Consider the following 15,623-nt stretch of genomic DNA (forward strand, 5'->3'; position numbering starts at 1 on the left):
CCGCTAGTCGCAGGACCCCTGTGCGGGCGGCAGTACCGACGCCTCCGTGAGGTCTTCGGCGGTCAGGCGGAGGGCGGTCGCCGTCGCGTTCTCCGTGACCCAGCGCTCCTGCTTGGTGCCCGGGACCGGGACCACGTGGGAGCCCTGCGCCAGGACCCACGCCAGGGCCACCTGGGCCGGGGTCACCCCCTCGCCGTGCCGGGCCGCGATGCGGCGCAGACCGGAGACGATCGGCTGGTTCGCGGCCATCATCTCGGCGGTGAAGCGGGGATGGCGGGCGCGGACGTCGTCCGGTTCGAAGCCCTGGCCCGGGGTCAGGGTGCCGGTCAGGTAGCCGTTGCCGAGCGGCATCGCCGCCAGGAAGCCGATGCCGCGTGCCGCGCACCACGGCACCAGTGTCTCCAGTGCCTCCGGCGACCACACCGACAGCTCCGCCTCCACCGCGCTCACCGGGACCACCTGCTGGACCCGCCGCAATTGCCGGATCGTCGCGTCGTACAGCCGGCTTCCGGAGCGGCGCCCGCCCCGTGCCCCCATCGCGCACAGCCCCAACGACCGTACTTTTCCGGCCTGTACGAGCTCCGCCATCGCGCCCCAGGTCTCCTCGACCGGGACCTCGGGGTCCTCGCGGTGCAGCTGGTAGAGGTCGATCACATCGGTCTGGAGCCGCCGCAGCGACGCGTCGCAGGCCCTTCTCACATAGCCGGGGCGGCCGTTGGCCACGATGTGCTGCTCGCCCACCAGCAGACCCACCTTGGTGGACACGAAGGCGTCCTGGCGCCGCTCCTTCAACACCCGCCCCAGCAGAAGCTCGTTGGTGAACGGGCCGTACATGTCGGCCGTGTCCAGCAGCGTCGCGCCCAGATCCAGCGCCCGGTGCACGGCCCTGACCGACTCGTCGCCCCGTTGCCGCGACCCGCTGTAGGCCCAGCTCATCGGCATGCACCCGAGTCCGACGGCTCCCACCGCGAGCGCCGCCGTGCCGATCGTCCTGCGCTCCACCTGCTCGTGACCCTCCCTGTTCCGGCCCCCAACCTAACCTCTGGGCCCGCGGGCACCTGACATAGCCTCCTGGCATGACTGATGACGTGTGGCTCCCCATCCCGCCGGACGAGATCGCAGGGCTTCCCGAAGGTCCCGTCTACCGGTTCTGGGACGGGGGTGAAGAGGGCGATCAGGAGTTCCCCGGTGACCCGGCGGACTGCGTCCTGTACGTCGTGCCGTACATGAAGCGGCAGCAGGTCAAGGTGCGGCCGCTGGCGCAGATGCCGAACCTGAAGGTCGTCCAGACGCTCACGGCCGGCGTCGACGACGTCATGGCACGGCTGTCGGACCTGGCGCCGGGCGTCAGGCTCTGCAACGCGCGCGGTGTGCACGAGGCGAGCACCGCCGAACTGGCCCTCACCCTGACCCTCGCCTCCCTGCGGGGCGTTCCCGGCTTCGTCCGGGCCCAGCAGCAGGAGCGCTGGCAGGGGGAGTTCCATCCCGCGCTCGCCGACAAGAGCGTCCTCGTCGTCGGGTACGGCTCGATCGGCTCCGCCATCGAGGACCGGCTCGTGCCGTTCGAGGTCGCGCGGGTCGCGCGGGTCGCGCGCTCCGCGCGCACCACGGAGCGCGGCCCGGTGCACCCGCTCACCGAACTGCCCGCCCTGCTCCCCGAGGCGGACGTCGTCATCCTCTCCACCCCGCTGAACGACTCCACCCGCGGCCTGGTGAACGCGGAGTTCCTGTCCCGGATGAAGGACGGTGCCCTGCTGGTGAACGTCGCCCGCGGCGCGGTCGTCGACACCAAGGCGCTGCTCGCCGAACTGGAGACCGGGCGCATCACCGCCGCCCTGGACGTGGTCGATCCCGAGCCGCTGCCTCCGGGCCATCCCCTGTGGCAGGCGCCGGGCCTGCTCATCAGCCCGCACGTCGGCGGACCCACCTCCGCCTTCCTGCCCCGGGCCAAGCGGCTTCTGGCGGACCAGTTGACCCGCTTCGTGAACCACGAGCCCCTGCGCAACGTGATCCTTACGACGGGCACGGCAGGCGCGTAATCCGTTTCCGGCACCCTCCGCAACCTTCCGGACGCGGTCCGTGCCCGCATCGCCGCTGGTCGTCACGGAGCGTAGAGGAACTATGTCCCTGAGTGACGAGACTGGTGTATCGTCCCGACAGGGGCTGCGCCGCGCACCGTTCGGCGCCGGGGATGGACATTGCAGACTGTGAGGGGGGCGACGGGCGATGCACGGCCTATGGACCAACGATCCGACGCGGCGGGGCCGCCGGCTCCGACCCTGGCACACAGCCGCGCGCAGACGCGGCCACCACGCCGGTCACGGCGGTCACCACAGCCATCACCGCAGGCACAACAGCCGCAGGAGGCATGCGCACCCGGCGCACCCGGACACCCGGGACCCCGGAGCGGCGCGGACCGGGAGGGCCCGGTGAGCTCGCCCCCTTCTCCCGCGACCACCCTCGACGGAGCGCTGCGGGTCCGGTCCGGGAGGGCGGCCCTGCCCTCCCGGCCACCGGCCTCCCGTGGCGGTTCGAGCCTGGTCCACCAACTCCTTCTCGCCCTGGTGTGCGCGGGCTACGCCATCGGTTCCGCGCTCGGCTGGGGCTCACGCGAAGTGGCGCTGGTCATGGGTGACTTCGGGCTGAGCGCCGCAGCGGGCACGGCGGCCGTGTCGTGCTTCGTCCACGCCCGCGACCGCCGGGTCCGCTTTCGACCCGCCTGGCTGCTCTTCGGGCTGTCCTCGACGATGGCCTCGCTCGGCAACCTGATCTGGGGCTGGTACGAGGTCGTCCTGGGCCGCGAGGTGCCCAGCCCGAGCTGTGCCGACCTGTTCTTCCTCTGCTTCGCGCCACCCGCCATCGTGGGCCTGCTGGTCCTCGCCAAGCGGCCGGTGACGAAGGCGGGCTGGGTCTGCCTGGGCCTCGACGCCTGGCTGATCGGCGGCTCCCTGCTCACGCTCTCGTGGAGCCTCGCCCTCGCCCAGGCGGCGAAGTCCGAGGGGCCGAGCGTCGCGCACACCGCGCTGTCCCTGGCGTACCCGCTGCTGGACATCGCCCTCGTCAGCATGGTCCTCGCACTGCACTTCCGGCGCTCGGCGGTCAACCGCACCGCGGTGAACACCGCGATCGGCGCGCTCGCCCTGACCGTGATGTGCGACGCCCTGTTCACCTCGCCGCTGCTGCACAACGACTACCGCTCCGGCCAGTTGCTGGACGCCGGCTGGTTCGCCGGTTCCCTGCTCCTCGCCTACGCTCCCTGGGCCGCGCCCCGGCACCTGGACGGCGACCGCCAGCGTCCCGCCGGGCACACGCGCGTGGTGCGCGAGCACCTGCCCGGACAGCGCTTCGGGATCCAGCACCACCCGTCCGCGCAGGGAGCCCCGGGCGGCGACCTGGGCCGGTATCCGGTCACCCGCCCCATCACCGGCTCACTGGCCGCGCTGACGCCGTATCTCGCCGCCGCGGTCTGCACCCTGGGCATCCTCTACAACGTCCTCAACGGCCGCAGCGTGGACCGCGTGGTGCTGTTCACCGGCGGCACCGTCGTGCTCGCCCTCGTGGTGCGCCAGGGCATCATGCTGCTCGACAACATCACCCTCACCCAGGAACTCGCGCAGAAGGAGAACCACTTCCGCTCCCTGGTGCAGGGCTCCAGCGACGTCATCATGATCGCCGCGCCCAACGGCATCCTGCGCTACGTCTCCCCGGCCGCCGCCGGTGTCTACGGACGCCCCGCCGAGGAACTCGTGGGCACGGAACTGGCCGCTCTCATCCACCCTGAGGACCTGGGCTGCGTCGTGCACGAGGTGCGGCGCTTCCTCGCCGCCAACCCCCTCGAAGAGCCCACCACCCGCATCGAGTGCCGCTTCCGGTCCGGTGACGGCGGATGGCTCAACGTCGAGTCCACCGTCAACCGTCACCACGGCGGCCTCATCTTCAACAGCCGGGACGTGACCGAAAGAGTGCGCCTGCAGGCGCAGCTCCAGCACAACGCCGAGCACGACCCGCTGACCGACCTGCCCAACCGCGCCCTGTTCACCCGGCGGGTCCAGCAGGCCCTGTCCGGCCGCCGCTCCTCCGACCGCGGCACGGCCGTCCTCTTCATCGACCTGGACGGCTTCAAGGCCGTCAACGACACGATCGGGCACCAGGCCGGGGACGAACTGCTCGTCCAGGCCGCCCGCAGACTCCAGGACGCCGTCCGGTACGGCGACACCGCCTCCCGGCTCGGCGGGGACGAGTTCGCCGCGCTGATCGTCGGCGACGGCACCCGCGACCGCACCGCGCGCGAGGGCAACATCCTGGAGCTCGCCGACCGCCTGCGGATCACGCTCTCCCAGCCCTACCTCATCGACGGCAACGATGTCCGCGTCGCCGCCTCCATCGGCGTCGCCTTCGCCGAACCCGGCCTGGGAGCGGGCGAGATCCTGCGCAACGCGGACCTCGCGATGTACCGCGCCAAGGCGGGCGGCAAGGGCCGCGTCGAGCTGTACGCGCCCCAGATGCAGCAGGACGTCGTACGCAAGGCGGAGCTGGCCACACGCCTGCGTGCCGCGCTGCACGACGGCGAGTTCGCCCTGCTGCACCAGCCCGTCGTCTGCCTGGAGGACGGCCGGATCACGTCGGTCTCCGCCCAGGCGCGCTGGCGGTCCTCCCAGGGGGTGCTGTTCACGCCCGCCGAGTTCCTGAGAGTGGCCGAGGACAGCGACAGGACGCAGGAGCTGGGCCGCTGGATCCTGGAGGAGGCCGTCGAACAGGCCGCCGAGCGGGCGGCGAACGGGCTCACCGTGCCGGTGGCGGTCCGGATGAGCGCCCAGCGGCTGCTCGACCGCTCGCTGCCCCTGGGATCCGTCGAGGCCCTGCTGACCCGGCACGGACTGCCCTCGGGCTCCCTGGTCATCGAGCTCTCCGACACCGACCCCCGGGTCCCGCTGGACGAGCTGGAGCGCCGGCTGACCGCGATCCGGCGGCTCGGCGTCCGGATCGCCCTGGACGGCTTCGGCAGCGGCTACGCGGCGATCACCGCCCTGCGCAAACTCCCCGTCGACGTGCTGAAGCTCGACCGCAGTCTGGTCGAGGGCGTCGTGGAGTCCGCGCGGCTGCACAAGATCACCAGCGGGCTGCTCAGGATCGCCGGGGACCTCGGACTGCAGTCGGTGGCCGACGGGGTGGACCTCCCCGAGCAGGTCGTGGCCCTGCGCGCGATGGGCTGCACGCACGGCCAGGGCATGGCGTTCGCCGGTCCGCTGGACGAGTACCGGCTGCGCAGGGCGCTGGCCTCGGGGCACTATCCGGTGCCGCACGGACCGGCGGAGCCCGCGTTCGCCGGCGGCGGTGCGGGGGTGTACACCGGAAGCATGACCGCCGTACTCGGTGGTGGGACGACCCTCCGCTCACATAATGAGACTCCCGTCCCACCCACTTGACAGTGAGTGCGTGCCGGGGGGAGGGTCAGTTCCATGCGCACCCGAATTCTCGTACTTGGAAAGCGCGTCGGCTGACGCTGAGCCACAGACCGCTCAGCGATCCCCACCCGGCGCGCTCCCCTCGCTTGCCCTACGGCACGAGGGGTTTTTTGTTGCCCAGCCTTCCCCACCTCAGCTTCACACCCTCAGCATCGAGAAGAGAATGACGATGACCGAGCAGGCCACCGGGGCCCATCCGCAGCCGCGGCCCCGATCCGGAGGACAGCAGTCCGCCCCCGAGCACGTCACGGGCGCGCAGTCCCTCATCCGCTCTCTCGAGGAGGTCGGCGCGGAGACGGTATTCGGGATCCCCGGCGGTGCCATCCTTCCCGCGTACGACCCGCTGATGGACTCCACCCGGGTGCGCCACGTCCTGGTCCGTCACGAGCAGGGCGCCGGTCACGCGGCCACCGGCTACGCGCAGGCCACCGGCAAGGTCGGCGTCTGCATGGCGACCTCGGGCCCCGGTGCCACCAACCTGGTCACCCCGATCGCGGACGCCCACATGGACTCGGTGCCGCTCGTGGCGATCACCGGCCAGGTGGCCTCCAAGGCGATCGGCACGGACGCCTTCCAGGAGGCGGACATCGTCGGCATCACCATGCCGATCACCAAGCACAACTTCCTCGTCACCAAGGCCGAGGACATCCCGCGGGTCATCGCGCAGGCGTTCCACATCGCCTCCACCGGCCGCCCGGGACCGGTCCTGGTCGACATCGCCAAGGACGCCCTCCAGGCGAAGACGACGTTCTCCTGGCCGCCGGTCATGGACCTGCCCGGCTACCGCCCGGTGACCAAGCCGCACGCCAAGCAGATCCGCGAGGGCGCCAAGCTGATCACCCAGGCCAAGCGGCCCGTCCTCTACGTCGGCGGCGGTGTCATCAAGTCCGGCGCCACCGCCGAACTGAAGGTCCTCGCCGAACTCACCGGAGCCCCCGTCACCACCACCCTGATGGGGCTCGGCGCATTCCCCGACAGCCACCCGCTGCACGTGGGAATGCCGGGCATGCACGGTGCGGTCACCGCCGTCACCGCGCTGCAGAAGGCCGACCTGATCGTCGCCCTCGGTACCCGCTTCGACGACCGCGTCACCGGCAAGCTGGACAGCTTCGCCCCGCACGCCAAGATCGTCCACGCCGACATCGACCCGGCCGAGATCGGCAAGAACCGCGCCGCCGACGTGCCGATCGTCGGCGACGCCCGCGAGGTCATCGCCGACCTGGTCCAGGCCGTCCAGAAGGAGCACAGCGAGGGCCACCAGGGCGACTACAGCGCCTGGTGGAAGGACCTGTCCCGCTGGCGCGAGACCTACCCGCTCGGCTACGACCTGCCCGCCGACGGCTCGCTGTCCCCGCAGCAGGTCATCGAGCGGATCGGACAGCTCGCCCCCGAGGGCACGATCTTCGCGGCGGGCGTCGGCCAGCACCAGATGTGGTCCGCGCACTTCATCCAGTACGAGAAGCCCGCCACCTGGCTGAACTCCGGCGGCGCCGGAACCATGGGCTACGCGGTCCCGGCCGCCATGGGCGCCAAGGCCGGCATGCCGGGCCACACCGTCTGGGCGATCGACGGCGACGGCTGCTTCCAGATGACCAACCAGGAACTGACCACCTGCGCCCTGAACAACATCCCGATCAAGGTCGCCATCATCAACAACGGCGCCCTCGGGATGGTCCGCCAGTGGCAGACCCTCTTCTACAACCAGCGCTACTCCAACACCGTGCTGCACAGCGGTCCCGAGGACATCAACCCGGACGCGAAGGGCACGCGCGTGCCGGACTTCGTGAAGCTGTCCGAGGCGATGGGCTGCGTGGGTCTGCGCTGCGAGCGCCCGGAGGACCTGGACAAGGTCATCGCGGAGGCCAACTCCATCAACGACCGTCCCGTCGTCGTCGACTTCATCGTCCACGAGGACGCGATGGTCTGGCCGATGGTCGCCGCCGGCACCTCCAACGACGAGATCATGGCCGCCCGGGACGTCCGCCCCGACTTCGGCGACAACGAAGACGACTGAGAGCCGTAAAGGAAGCCGATCATGTCCAAGCACACGCTCTCCGTCCTGGTGGAGAACACCCCGGGCATCCTGGCCCGGATCGCCGCCCTCTTCTCGCGCCGCGGGTTCAACATCGACTCGCTCGCGGTCGGGGTCACCGAGCACCCCGAGATCTCCCGGATCACGATCGTGGTCAGCGTGGTCGACGAACTGCCGCTGGAGCAGGTGACCAAGCAGCTCAACAAGCTCGTCAACGTCCTGAAGATCGTTGAACTGGAGCCGGGTTCCGCGGTTCAGCGTGAACTCGTTCTGGTGAAGGTGCGCGCCGACAACGAGACGCGCTCCCAGATCGTCGAGATCGTCCAGCTGTTCCGCGCCAAGACCGTCGACGTGTCCCCGGAGGCCGTCACCATCGAGGCCACCGGCTCCAGCGACAAGCTGTCCGCGATGCTGAAGATGCTGGAGCCGTTCGGCATCAAGGAGCTGGTCCAGTCCGGCACCATCGCGATCGGCCGCGGCGCCCGCTCCATCACGGACCGCTCGCTGCGCGCCCTGGACCGCAGCGCCTGACACCGGGTACGGGCGGTTCCGGCCGCCCGTATGCCGAGACCCCGAAACCTCATCCCATCCCGCCGTCATACGGTGGGACGCAACACCTGCACCCAAGGAGAGAACCCAAAGTGGCCGAGCTGTTCTACGACGCCGACGCCGACCTGTCCATCATCCAGGGCCGCAAGGTCGCGGTCATCGGTTACGGCAGCCAGGGCCACGCCCACGCGCTGTCGCTCCGTGACTCGGGTGTCGACGTGCGTGTCGGTCTGCACGAGGGCTCCAAGTCGAAGGCCAAGGCCGAGGAGCAGGGCCTGCGCGTGGTGACGCCGTCGGAGGCCGCCGCCGAGGCCGACGTCATCATGATCCTGGTCCCGGACCCGATCCAGGCCCAGGTGTACGAGGAGTCCATCAAGGACAACCTGAACGACGGCGACGCCCTGTTCTTCGGCCACGGCCTGAACATCCGCTTCGACTTCATCAAGCCGCCGGCCAACGTCGACGTCTGCATGGTCGCCCCCAAGGGCCCGGGTCACCTCGTGCGCCGCCAGTACGAGGAGGGCCGCGGCGTTCCGTGCATCGCGGCCGTCGAGCAGGACGCGTCGGGCAACGCCTTCGCGCTCGCGCTGTCCTACGCCAAGGGCATCGGCGGCACCCGCGCGGGCGTCATCAAGACGACCTTCACCGAGGAGACCGAGACCGACCTGTTCGGTGAGCAGGCCGTTCTCTGCGGTGGTACGGCCGCGCTGGTCAAGGCCGGTTTCGAGACGCTGACCGAGGCCGGCTACCAGCCGGAGATCGCGTACTTCGAGTGCCTGCACGAGCTGAAGCTGATCGTCGACCTCATGTACGAGGGCGGCCTGGAGAAGATGCGCTGGTCGATCTCCGAGACCGCCGAGTGGGGCGACTACGTCACCGGCCCGCGGATCATCACGGACGCCACCAAGGCCGAGATGAAGAAGGTCCTCGCCGAGATCCAGGACGGCACCTTCGCCCGTGAGTGGATGGCCGAGTACCACGGCGGTCTGAAGAAGTACAACGAGTACAAGAAGCAGGATTCCGAGCACCTGCTGGAGACCACCGGCAAGCAGCTGCGCAAGCTGATGAGCTGGGTCGACGAGGAGGCGTAAGCCTCGCGCGACGGGGCCGGAGCGAACCGCTCCGGCCCCGTTGTCCAACCCGTCGCGTCACGGACGGGTGATCCTTCCGCAGAGGCGCAGGACGACCTCCGCGGCGCCACTACACTGCCGTACTACATACGCGTCAGGCCCACAGCGTCGTGCGTCTTCCACGCGGCTAGCCAACCTCCACCGCCTGCGGCCGTCGGGACGGCCGTCCGCACGCAATGGACTTGTGAGGACTCACGTGAGCTCGAAACCCGTCGTACTCATCGCTGAAGAGCTGTCGCCCGCGACCGTGGACGCGCTTGGCCCGGACTTCGAGATCCGGCACTGCAACGGAGCGGACCGAGCCGAACTGCTCCCGGCCATCGCCGACGTCGACGCGATCCTGATCCGCTCCGCCACCAAGGTGGACGCCGAGGCCATCGCCGCCGCACACAAGCTGAAGGTCGTCGCGCGAGCCGGCGTCGGCCTGGACAACGTCGACGTCTCCGCCGCCACCAAGGCCGGCGTGATGGTCGTCAACGCCCCCACCTCGAACATCGTGACCGCCGCCGAGCTGGCCTGCGGTCTGCTCGTCGCCACCGCCCGCCACATCCCGCAGGCCAACGCCGCGCTGAAGAACGGCGAGTGGAAGCGCAGCAAGTACACGGGCGTGGAGCTCGCCGAGAAGACCCTCGGTGTCGTCGGTCTCGGCCGCATCGGCGCCCTGGTCGCCCAGCGCATGTCGGGCTTCGGCATGAAGGTCGTCGCCTACGACCCCTACATCCAGCCCGCCCGCGCCGCCCAGATGGGCGTCAAGGTGCTGTCGCTGGACGAGCTCCTCGAGGTCTCCGACTTCATCACCGTCCACCTGCCGAAGACCCCCGAGACCGTCGGCCTCATCGGCGACGAGGCGCTGCGCAAGGTCAAGCCCAGCGTGCGGATCGTCAACGCGGCCCGTGGCGGGATCGTCGACGAGGAGGCGCTGTACTCCGCCCTCAAGGAGGGCCGGGTCGCCGGTGCCGGCCTCGACGTGTACGCGAAGGAGCCCTGCACGGACTCCCCGCTGTTCGAGTTCGACCAGGTCGTCGCCACCCCGCACCTCGGTGCCTCCACCGACGAGGCCCAGGAGAAGGCCGGTATCGCGGTCGCCCGCTCGGTGCGTCTCGCCCTCGCCGGTGAGCTCGTGCCCGACGCGGTCAACGTCCAGGGCGGTGTCATCGCCGAGGACGTCAAGCCGGGCCTGCCGCTCGCCGAGCGTCTCGGCCGCATCTTCACCGCGCTCGCCGGTGAGGTCGCGGTCCGCCTCGACGTCGAGGTCTACGGCGAGATCACCCAGCACGACGTGAAGGTGCTGGAGCTGTCCGCCCTCAAGGGTGTCTTCGAGGACGTCGTCGCCGAGACCGTGTCGTACGTCAACGCCCCGCTGTTCGCCCAGGAGCGCGGTGTCGAGGTGCGGCTGACGACCAGCTCCGAGTCGGCCGACCACCGCAATGTCGTCACCGTGCGGGGCACGCTCGGCAGCGGCGAGGAGGTGTCGGTCTCCGGCACGCTGGCCGGTCCCAAGCACCTCCAGAAGATCGTCGCCGTCGGCGAGTACGACGTGGACCTGGCCCTCGCCGACCACATGGTCGTTCTCAAGTACGAGGACCGTCCCGGTGTCGTCGGCACGGTCGGCCGGATCTTCGGTGAGGCCGGGATCAACATCGCCGGTATGCAGGTCTCGCGGGCGATCGCCGGTGGTGAGGCGCTGGCGGTTCTCACGGTGGACGACACGGTTCCTGCCGGGGTGCTGACAGAGGTTGCCGAGGAAATCGGGGCGACGTCGGCCCGCGCGGTGAACCTGGTCTGAGGTGGTGGTTCGGCTGCGGGTGCGTGGGGGCTGGTCGCGCAGTTCCCCGCGCCCCTGACGGCCCCCTCGGGGCCTCGTCCTCAAACGCCGGACGGGCTGACTCAGTCAGCCCGTCCGGCGTTTTGCCTGCGGCTTCTCACAGAGGGATCTTCTCCGGCTCCGGCGCTTCCTCCCGCACCGTCACCTCCCGCAGCGTCACCGCCGCCAGCACCGCCGCTCCCGCCAGCAGCACCGCTCCCGCGATCGCCGCTCCCTGCATGCCGTGGGTGAACGCCTCCCGGGCCGCCGTCGCCAGACCCGGTACCCGGTCCGCGAGGGCCAGCGCCCCGCCCAGCGTCTCGCGGGCCGTGTCCGGGGCCGAGGCCGGGATGTCGTGGCGGTAGATCGCCGTGCCGATGGAGCCGAGGACCGCCATCCCGAGGGCGCCGCCGAACTCCGCGGCGGTCTCCATCAGCGAGGACGCCGCGCCGGCCCGCTCCACGGGGGCGCTGCTCAGGGCGAGGTCGGTGATCAGGGAGATGACCACGACGACCCCGCAGGCCAGGACGCCGCACGCGACCAGGACCAGCCAGAGGGAGTCCGTGCCCGCGAGGGCCAGCAGCGCGTAGCCGGCCGCGCCGACGGCGAAGCCCGCGGTGACGACGTAGGCCCGGTTGACGCCCCGGTGGACCAGCGCCGTCGCGGTCGGGGCGGCCGCGCCGATCGGCACGGAGGGCAGCAGCGCCCACAGGGCCGCCTCCAGCGCGCTCTTGCCGAGCACCGACTGGAGGTACTGCGTGGTGAAGAGCGCCGAGCCCATCATGGCGAACGACGAGATCAGGTTGAGCGCCACGGACGGGGCGAAGCCGCGGCCGCGGAACAGCGCCGGGTCGATCATCGGTGAGGCCGTGGTGCGCTGGCGGTGCACGAAGAGGGTCGCGAAGAGCAGACCCACGGTGATCGAGACGACGTACCCGGCATGCCAGCCCTCGGACGGGATCTCCTTGAGGCCGTAGACGACGGGCAGGACGGCGGCCATCGACAACGGGACGCTCGGCCAGTCGAAGCGGCCGGGCGCGGGGTCCCTCGACTCGGGGAGCAGGAACGGGCCGAGGACCAGCAGCAGGACCATCGCGGGCAGGTTGACCAGGAAGATCGAGCCCCACCAGAAGTACTCGACCAGCACCCCGCTCAGCACCGAGCCGAGCGCGATCCCGGCGGTCATCACGCCGGACCACATACCGATCGCCCTGGCCCGCTGGCCGGAGTCGGTGAACATCGTGCGGATCAGCGCCATCGTGGACGGCATCAGGGTGGCGCCGCCGACGCCGAGCACCGCGCGGGCCGCGATCAGCATCTCGGCGCTGTGCGCGTAGGCCGCCGCGAGGGAGGCCGCGCCGAAGGCGACCGCGCCGATCAGCAGCAGCCTGCGACGGCCGATGCGGTCGCCCAGGGAGCCCATCGTCATCAGCAGGCCGGCCAGGACGAAGCCGTAGATGTCGAAGATCCACAGCTGCTGGGTGCCGCTCGGTTCCAGGTCCGCGCTGATCGCCGGGACGGCGAAGTAGAGGACGGAGACGTCCATGGAGACCAGGAGCAGCGGAAGCATCAGGACGCCGAGTGCGGTCCATTCACGGCGGCCGGCCAGGGAACCGGCGGGGGTCGGGTTCGTCATGACGGCGACTATACGAGCGTATTAAACGATTGTCTATGACGCTTGTATAAATCGCTTGTCTAGATAGGGTGGGGGCATGGGACATCGCGAGGATCTGCTCGAAGGCGCCAAGCGCTGCCTGCTGGAGAAGGGGTTCCTGCGGACGACCGCGCGGGACATCGTCAAGGAGTCGGGGACGAACCTGGCGTCCATCGGCTATCACTACGGGTCGAAGGACGCGCTGCTCGGGCAGGCGTACATCGCACTGGTGGAGGACCTCTCCTTCGAGGGGGTCGCCGGGTTCACCACCCCGCCCGGCTCGCTGGAGCGTTTCCGGGAGGTGTGGGCCAACATCGTCGACACCATGCGGGGGCCCGGCTCGATGTGGCGGCTCAGTCTGGAGATCATGGGCATGGGTGACCAACTGCCCGAGGTGCGGGAGCAGTTGGTCCGCGCGCAGCGCGAGGGCGGGCGGGGTCTGGTGTCCATGCTGATGGGCGTGCCGGAGGAGGAGGTCTCGGACGGGACCGCCGACACCCTCGGCCGGTTCTATCTGGCGCTGATGACCGGGCTGATCGGCCAGTGGGCCTTCGACCCGAAGACCGCCCCCGACGCGGACACCCTCACCGAGGGCCTGCGGCAGGTCATCGAGGCCGCCACGCGCGCGTGATCCGCCCCTCGCGCATCTCCAGCACCCGGTCCGCGACATGCCGTACGACCGCCCGGTCGTGGCAGATGAACAGGTACCCGAGGCCCAGTTCGTCCTGGAGGTCGGCGAGGAGGTTGAGGATGCCGGCCCGGACGGAGGGATCCAGCGCCGACACCGGCTCGTCCAGCACCAGCAGTCGCGGCTCGCACGCCAACGCCCTTGCGATGCCCACGCGTTGGCACTGGCCGCCGGAGAGTTCGTGCGGGCGGCGGTCACCGTACGACGGGTCCAGGCCGACCCGGTCGAGGAGTGCGGCGACCTGGCCGGCCGTGGGCCTGAGCCCCTTGATCCGCAGCGGTTCCGCCACCGCGTCCCGGATGCGGTGGCGCGGGTCGAGGGAGCCGTAGGGGTCCTGGAACACCGGCTGCATACGGGAGCGGAGGGGACGGAGCTCGCGTTCGGTGAGCGTGGTCAACTCCCGCCCCTCGAAGCGGACTTCACCGCCTGCTGGGCGGCGCAGCTGGAGTACGGCGTGGGCGGTGGAGGACTTGCCGCAGCCGCTCGGGCCGTCGAGGGCGAGGGTCTCGCCCGGCGACAGGGTGAAGGACACGTGATCCACGGCGGTGACCGTGCCGTACCGGACGACCAGGTCACGGACGTCGAGAAGGGGTGTGCTCATGTCGCCTCTCCGTGATGGCAGGCCACCAGCCGGTCGTTCATCTGCCGTGGCTCCGGTTCCCGGTGGTGGCACACGTCCGTCGCGAGAGGGCAGCGCGGGGCGAAGGCGCAGCCCGGCGGGAGGGCGTCCGGGGCGGGAGGCGAGCCGGGCAGGGCGGTGAGCCGGCGTTGCCGTGCCTTCTGTGGCAGGGAGGCGAGCAGGCCCGCGGTGTAGGGGGCCCGGGGGTGCGCCAGGATCTCGCGTGCCGGGCCCGTCTCGACCGCCCGGCCTGCGTACATCACGAGCATCCGGTGCGCGTGCCGCCGTACCGCGTCCATGTCGTGGGTGACCAGGACCAGTGCCGTGCCCCTGGACTCCCGCTGCTCGGCCAGGAGCCGGAGCACCAGCTCGCGGTGGCCGGTGTCGAGGGCGGTGGTGGGTTCGTCGGCGACCAGGATGTCCGGCTCGTTGACCGTGGCCATCGCGACGACCGCCCGCTGGCGCATGCCGCCGGAGAACTCGTGCGGATACGCGCGGGCCCGGCGGGCCGCGTCGGCGATGCCCACCCGGTCCAGCGCGGCCATCGCGAGGGCCTGTGCCTCCCGGCGGCCCACCCCGCGCACCGACCGTACGGCGGCGGCGAGTTGGGTGCCGACCGGGTGCACGGGGGACAGGGCCGACAGGGCGTCCTGCGGGACCAGGGCGATCCGGCGGCCCCGCGCACCCGACAGGTCGGGGAGGACCGTGCCCGTCGTCGTGGCCTCCCGCGGCAGCATGCCCAGCAGCGCCCGTGCGGTCAGGCTCTTGCCCGCGCCCGACTCGCCCACCAGCGCGAACACCTCGCGCGCCCGGACGTCGAACGACACTCCGCGCACCGCTTCCACCCCGGCGAAGGCGATCCGCAGACCGCGCACCGACAGCAGCACCTCAGACTCCAACTCCGGCCTCCTGCCGTGTACTTCTCGGTCCGCGCCCCTGGGTGTAGGACGCCCCCGACACCGCGAGCCCGGCCAGCAGGGCGAGGGCCACGGCCGGGGCGAGGGCGGCCCACGGGGCGCGTTCGACGTAGGCGCGGGACTCGTCGAGGAGCAGACCCCATTCGGGGGCGGGCGGTTGGGCGCCCAGGCCGAGGAAGCCCAGGGAGGCGAGGGCGAGGGCGATCCCGGGCAGACGGAGCAGGGCGTGCCGGGCCACCGGGCCGGCCACCGAGGGCAGCACGTGCCGGGTCAGGATCCACCACGGTGACGCTCCGACGGCCCGTTGGGCGGTGAGGAAGGCGGACGCCCGTACCTCCTGCACGAGGGCCGCCGCGTGCGCGGACAGGGCGGGCCAGGAGATCAGCGCGACCGCGAGGGCCGCGCCGCCGGTACCGGGGCCGGTCGCGGCGGCGACCAGGATGCCGACGATCACCGGCGGCAGGGCGTTGGCGATGTCCGAGGCGCCCGCCGCGACGCCCGGCAGGAAGCCCAGCGCGAGGGCCGTCACCAGGCCGACCAGGCAGATCGCGGCGGCCGTGCCGACCGTCGAGGCGGCACCGTGGCCGAGCCGGGCGAGCACGTCACGGCCGAGCGCGTCGGTGCCGAGCGGGTGTGCCCAGGACGGTGCGGCGAGTCGGACGGCCGTGTCCACGGTGTACGGGTCGCGCAGCAGACCCCAGCCGACGGTCACGGCGAGGACCGCGAACAGGGCGGCCGGGACGGCCGGGTGGGCACGGACCGGGC

12 protein-coding genes are annotated in these 15,623 nt (G+C 71.2%); 7 read left to right on the forward strand and 5 right to left on the reverse strand.

The window, feature by feature from the left end:
• Positions 1–3 precede the first annotated feature (3 nt).
• Positions 4–1,002, reverse strand: a complete 999-nt coding sequence (locus EHS43_RS19030) for an aldo/keto reductase (RefSeq protein ID WP_125191970.1) — start codon at positions 1,000–1,002, stop codon at positions 4–6.
• 74 nt (positions 1,003–1,076) lie between these two features.
• Here EHS43_RS19030 and EHS43_RS19035 point away from each other — a divergent pair, with 74 nt between their 5' ends.
• From EHS43_RS19035 to serA, 6 genes are all read left to right on the forward strand, one after another.
• Positions 1,077–2,039 (forward strand): 2-hydroxyacid dehydrogenase, encoded by a 963-nt coding sequence (locus tag EHS43_RS19035; protein WP_185806303.1) that lies wholly within the window; start codon positions 1,077–1,079, stop codon positions 2,037–2,039.
• 390 nt (positions 2,040–2,429) lie between these two features.
• Positions 2,430–5,426, forward strand: a complete 2,997-nt coding sequence (locus EHS43_RS19040) for a bifunctional diguanylate cyclase/phosphodiesterase (RefSeq protein WP_185806304.1) — start codon at positions 2,430–2,432, stop codon at positions 5,424–5,426.
• Positions 5,427–5,634: 208 nt separating this feature from the next.
• Entirely contained in the window at positions 5,635–7,479 is a 1,845-nt protein-coding gene (locus EHS43_RS19045) for an acetolactate synthase large subunit (RefSeq protein ID WP_185806305.1), read from the forward strand.
• 21 nt (positions 7,480–7,500) lie between these two features.
• Positions 7,501–8,028 (forward strand): acetolactate synthase small subunit, encoded by a 528-nt coding sequence (gene ilvN, locus EHS43_RS19050; RefSeq protein ID WP_037712203.1) that lies wholly within the window; start codon positions 7,501–7,503, stop codon positions 8,026–8,028.
• Between the two features lie 110 nt (positions 8,029–8,138).
• Positions 8,139–9,137, forward strand: coding sequence for a ketol-acid reductoisomerase (gene ilvC, locus EHS43_RS19055; RefSeq protein WP_125191973.1), 999 nt, complete (start codon positions 8,139–8,141; stop codon positions 9,135–9,137).
• A gap of 235 nt (positions 9,138–9,372) precedes the next feature.
• Positions 9,373–10,962 carry a phosphoglycerate dehydrogenase gene (gene serA, locus EHS43_RS19060; protein WP_007384881.1) on the forward strand — a complete coding sequence of 530 codons (1,590 nt, stop codon included), beginning with the start codon at positions 9,373–9,375 and terminating at the stop codon, positions 10,960–10,962.
• Positions 10,963–11,098: 136 nt separating this feature from the next.
• On the opposite strand, the gene EHS43_RS19065 is transcribed toward serA, so the two are convergent.
• Positions 11,099–12,616, reverse strand: a complete 1,518-nt coding sequence (locus EHS43_RS19065; RefSeq protein WP_125191974.1) for an MFS transporter — start codon at positions 12,614–12,616, stop codon at positions 11,099–11,101.
• Positions 12,617–12,692: 76 nt separating this feature from the next.
• Between EHS43_RS19065 and EHS43_RS19070 the strand changes: the two genes are divergently transcribed.
• The gene (locus tag EHS43_RS19070) at positions 12,693–13,265 is read left to right on the forward strand and encodes a TetR/AcrR family transcriptional regulator (protein WP_125191975.1); all 573 of its coding nucleotides are present in this window, start codon (positions 12,693–12,695) and stop codon (positions 13,263–13,265) included.
• Here the strand turns inward: EHS43_RS19070 and EHS43_RS19075 are convergent.
• The 3 genes from EHS43_RS19075 to EHS43_RS19085 form a co-directional block, all read right to left on the reverse strand.
• Positions 13,240–13,923 (reverse strand): dipeptide/oligopeptide/nickel ABC transporter ATP-binding protein, encoded by a 684-nt coding sequence (locus tag EHS43_RS19075; protein ID WP_125191976.1) that lies wholly within the window; start codon positions 13,921–13,923, stop codon positions 13,240–13,242. The genes EHS43_RS19070 and EHS43_RS19075 overlap by 26 nt on opposite strands.
• The gene (locus EHS43_RS19080; protein WP_125191977.1) at positions 13,920–14,840 is read right to left on the reverse strand and encodes an ABC transporter ATP-binding protein; all 921 of its coding nucleotides are present in this window, start codon (positions 14,838–14,840) and stop codon (positions 13,920–13,922) included. Before EHS43_RS19080 ends, EHS43_RS19075 begins: the two co-directional genes overlap by 4 nt.
• Positions 14,830–15,623: ABC transporter permease (locus tag EHS43_RS19085; RefSeq protein ID WP_148104061.1), on the reverse strand; the 794-nt coding region annotated here is incomplete at its 5' end. The genes EHS43_RS19080 and EHS43_RS19085, both read right to left, overlap by 11 nt.

It is taken from the genome of Streptomyces sp. RP5T (assembly GCF_003933965.1).
Classification (GTDB): Bacteria; Actinomycetota; Actinomycetes; order Streptomycetales; family Streptomycetaceae; genus Streptomyces.

Excerpts from the sequence above, each read along its gene's own strand:
- EHS43_RS19035 (WP_185806303.1), top strand. The coding sequence starts at position 1,077 with ATGACTGATGACGTGTGGCTCCCCATCCCGCCGGACGAGATCGCAGGG.
- EHS43_RS19045 (WP_185806305.1), top strand. The coding sequence starts at position 5,635 with ATGACCGAGCAGGCCACCGGGGCCCATCCGCAGCCGCGGCCCCGATCC.
- ilvN (WP_037712203.1), top strand. The coding sequence starts at position 7,501 with ATGTCCAAGCACACGCTCTCCGTCCTGGTGGAGAACACCCCGGGCATC.
- EHS43_RS19065 (WP_125191974.1), bottom strand. The coding sequence starts at position 12,616 with ATGACGAACCCGACCCCCGCCGGTTCCCTGGCCGGCCGCCGTGAATGG.
- EHS43_RS19070 (WP_125191975.1), top strand. The coding sequence starts at position 12,693 with ATGGGACATCGCGAGGATCTGCTCGAAGGCGCCAAGCGCTGCCTGCTG.
- EHS43_RS19075 (WP_125191976.1), bottom strand. The coding sequence starts at position 13,923 with ATGAGCACACCCCTTCTCGACGTCCGTGACCTGGTCGTCCGGTACGGC.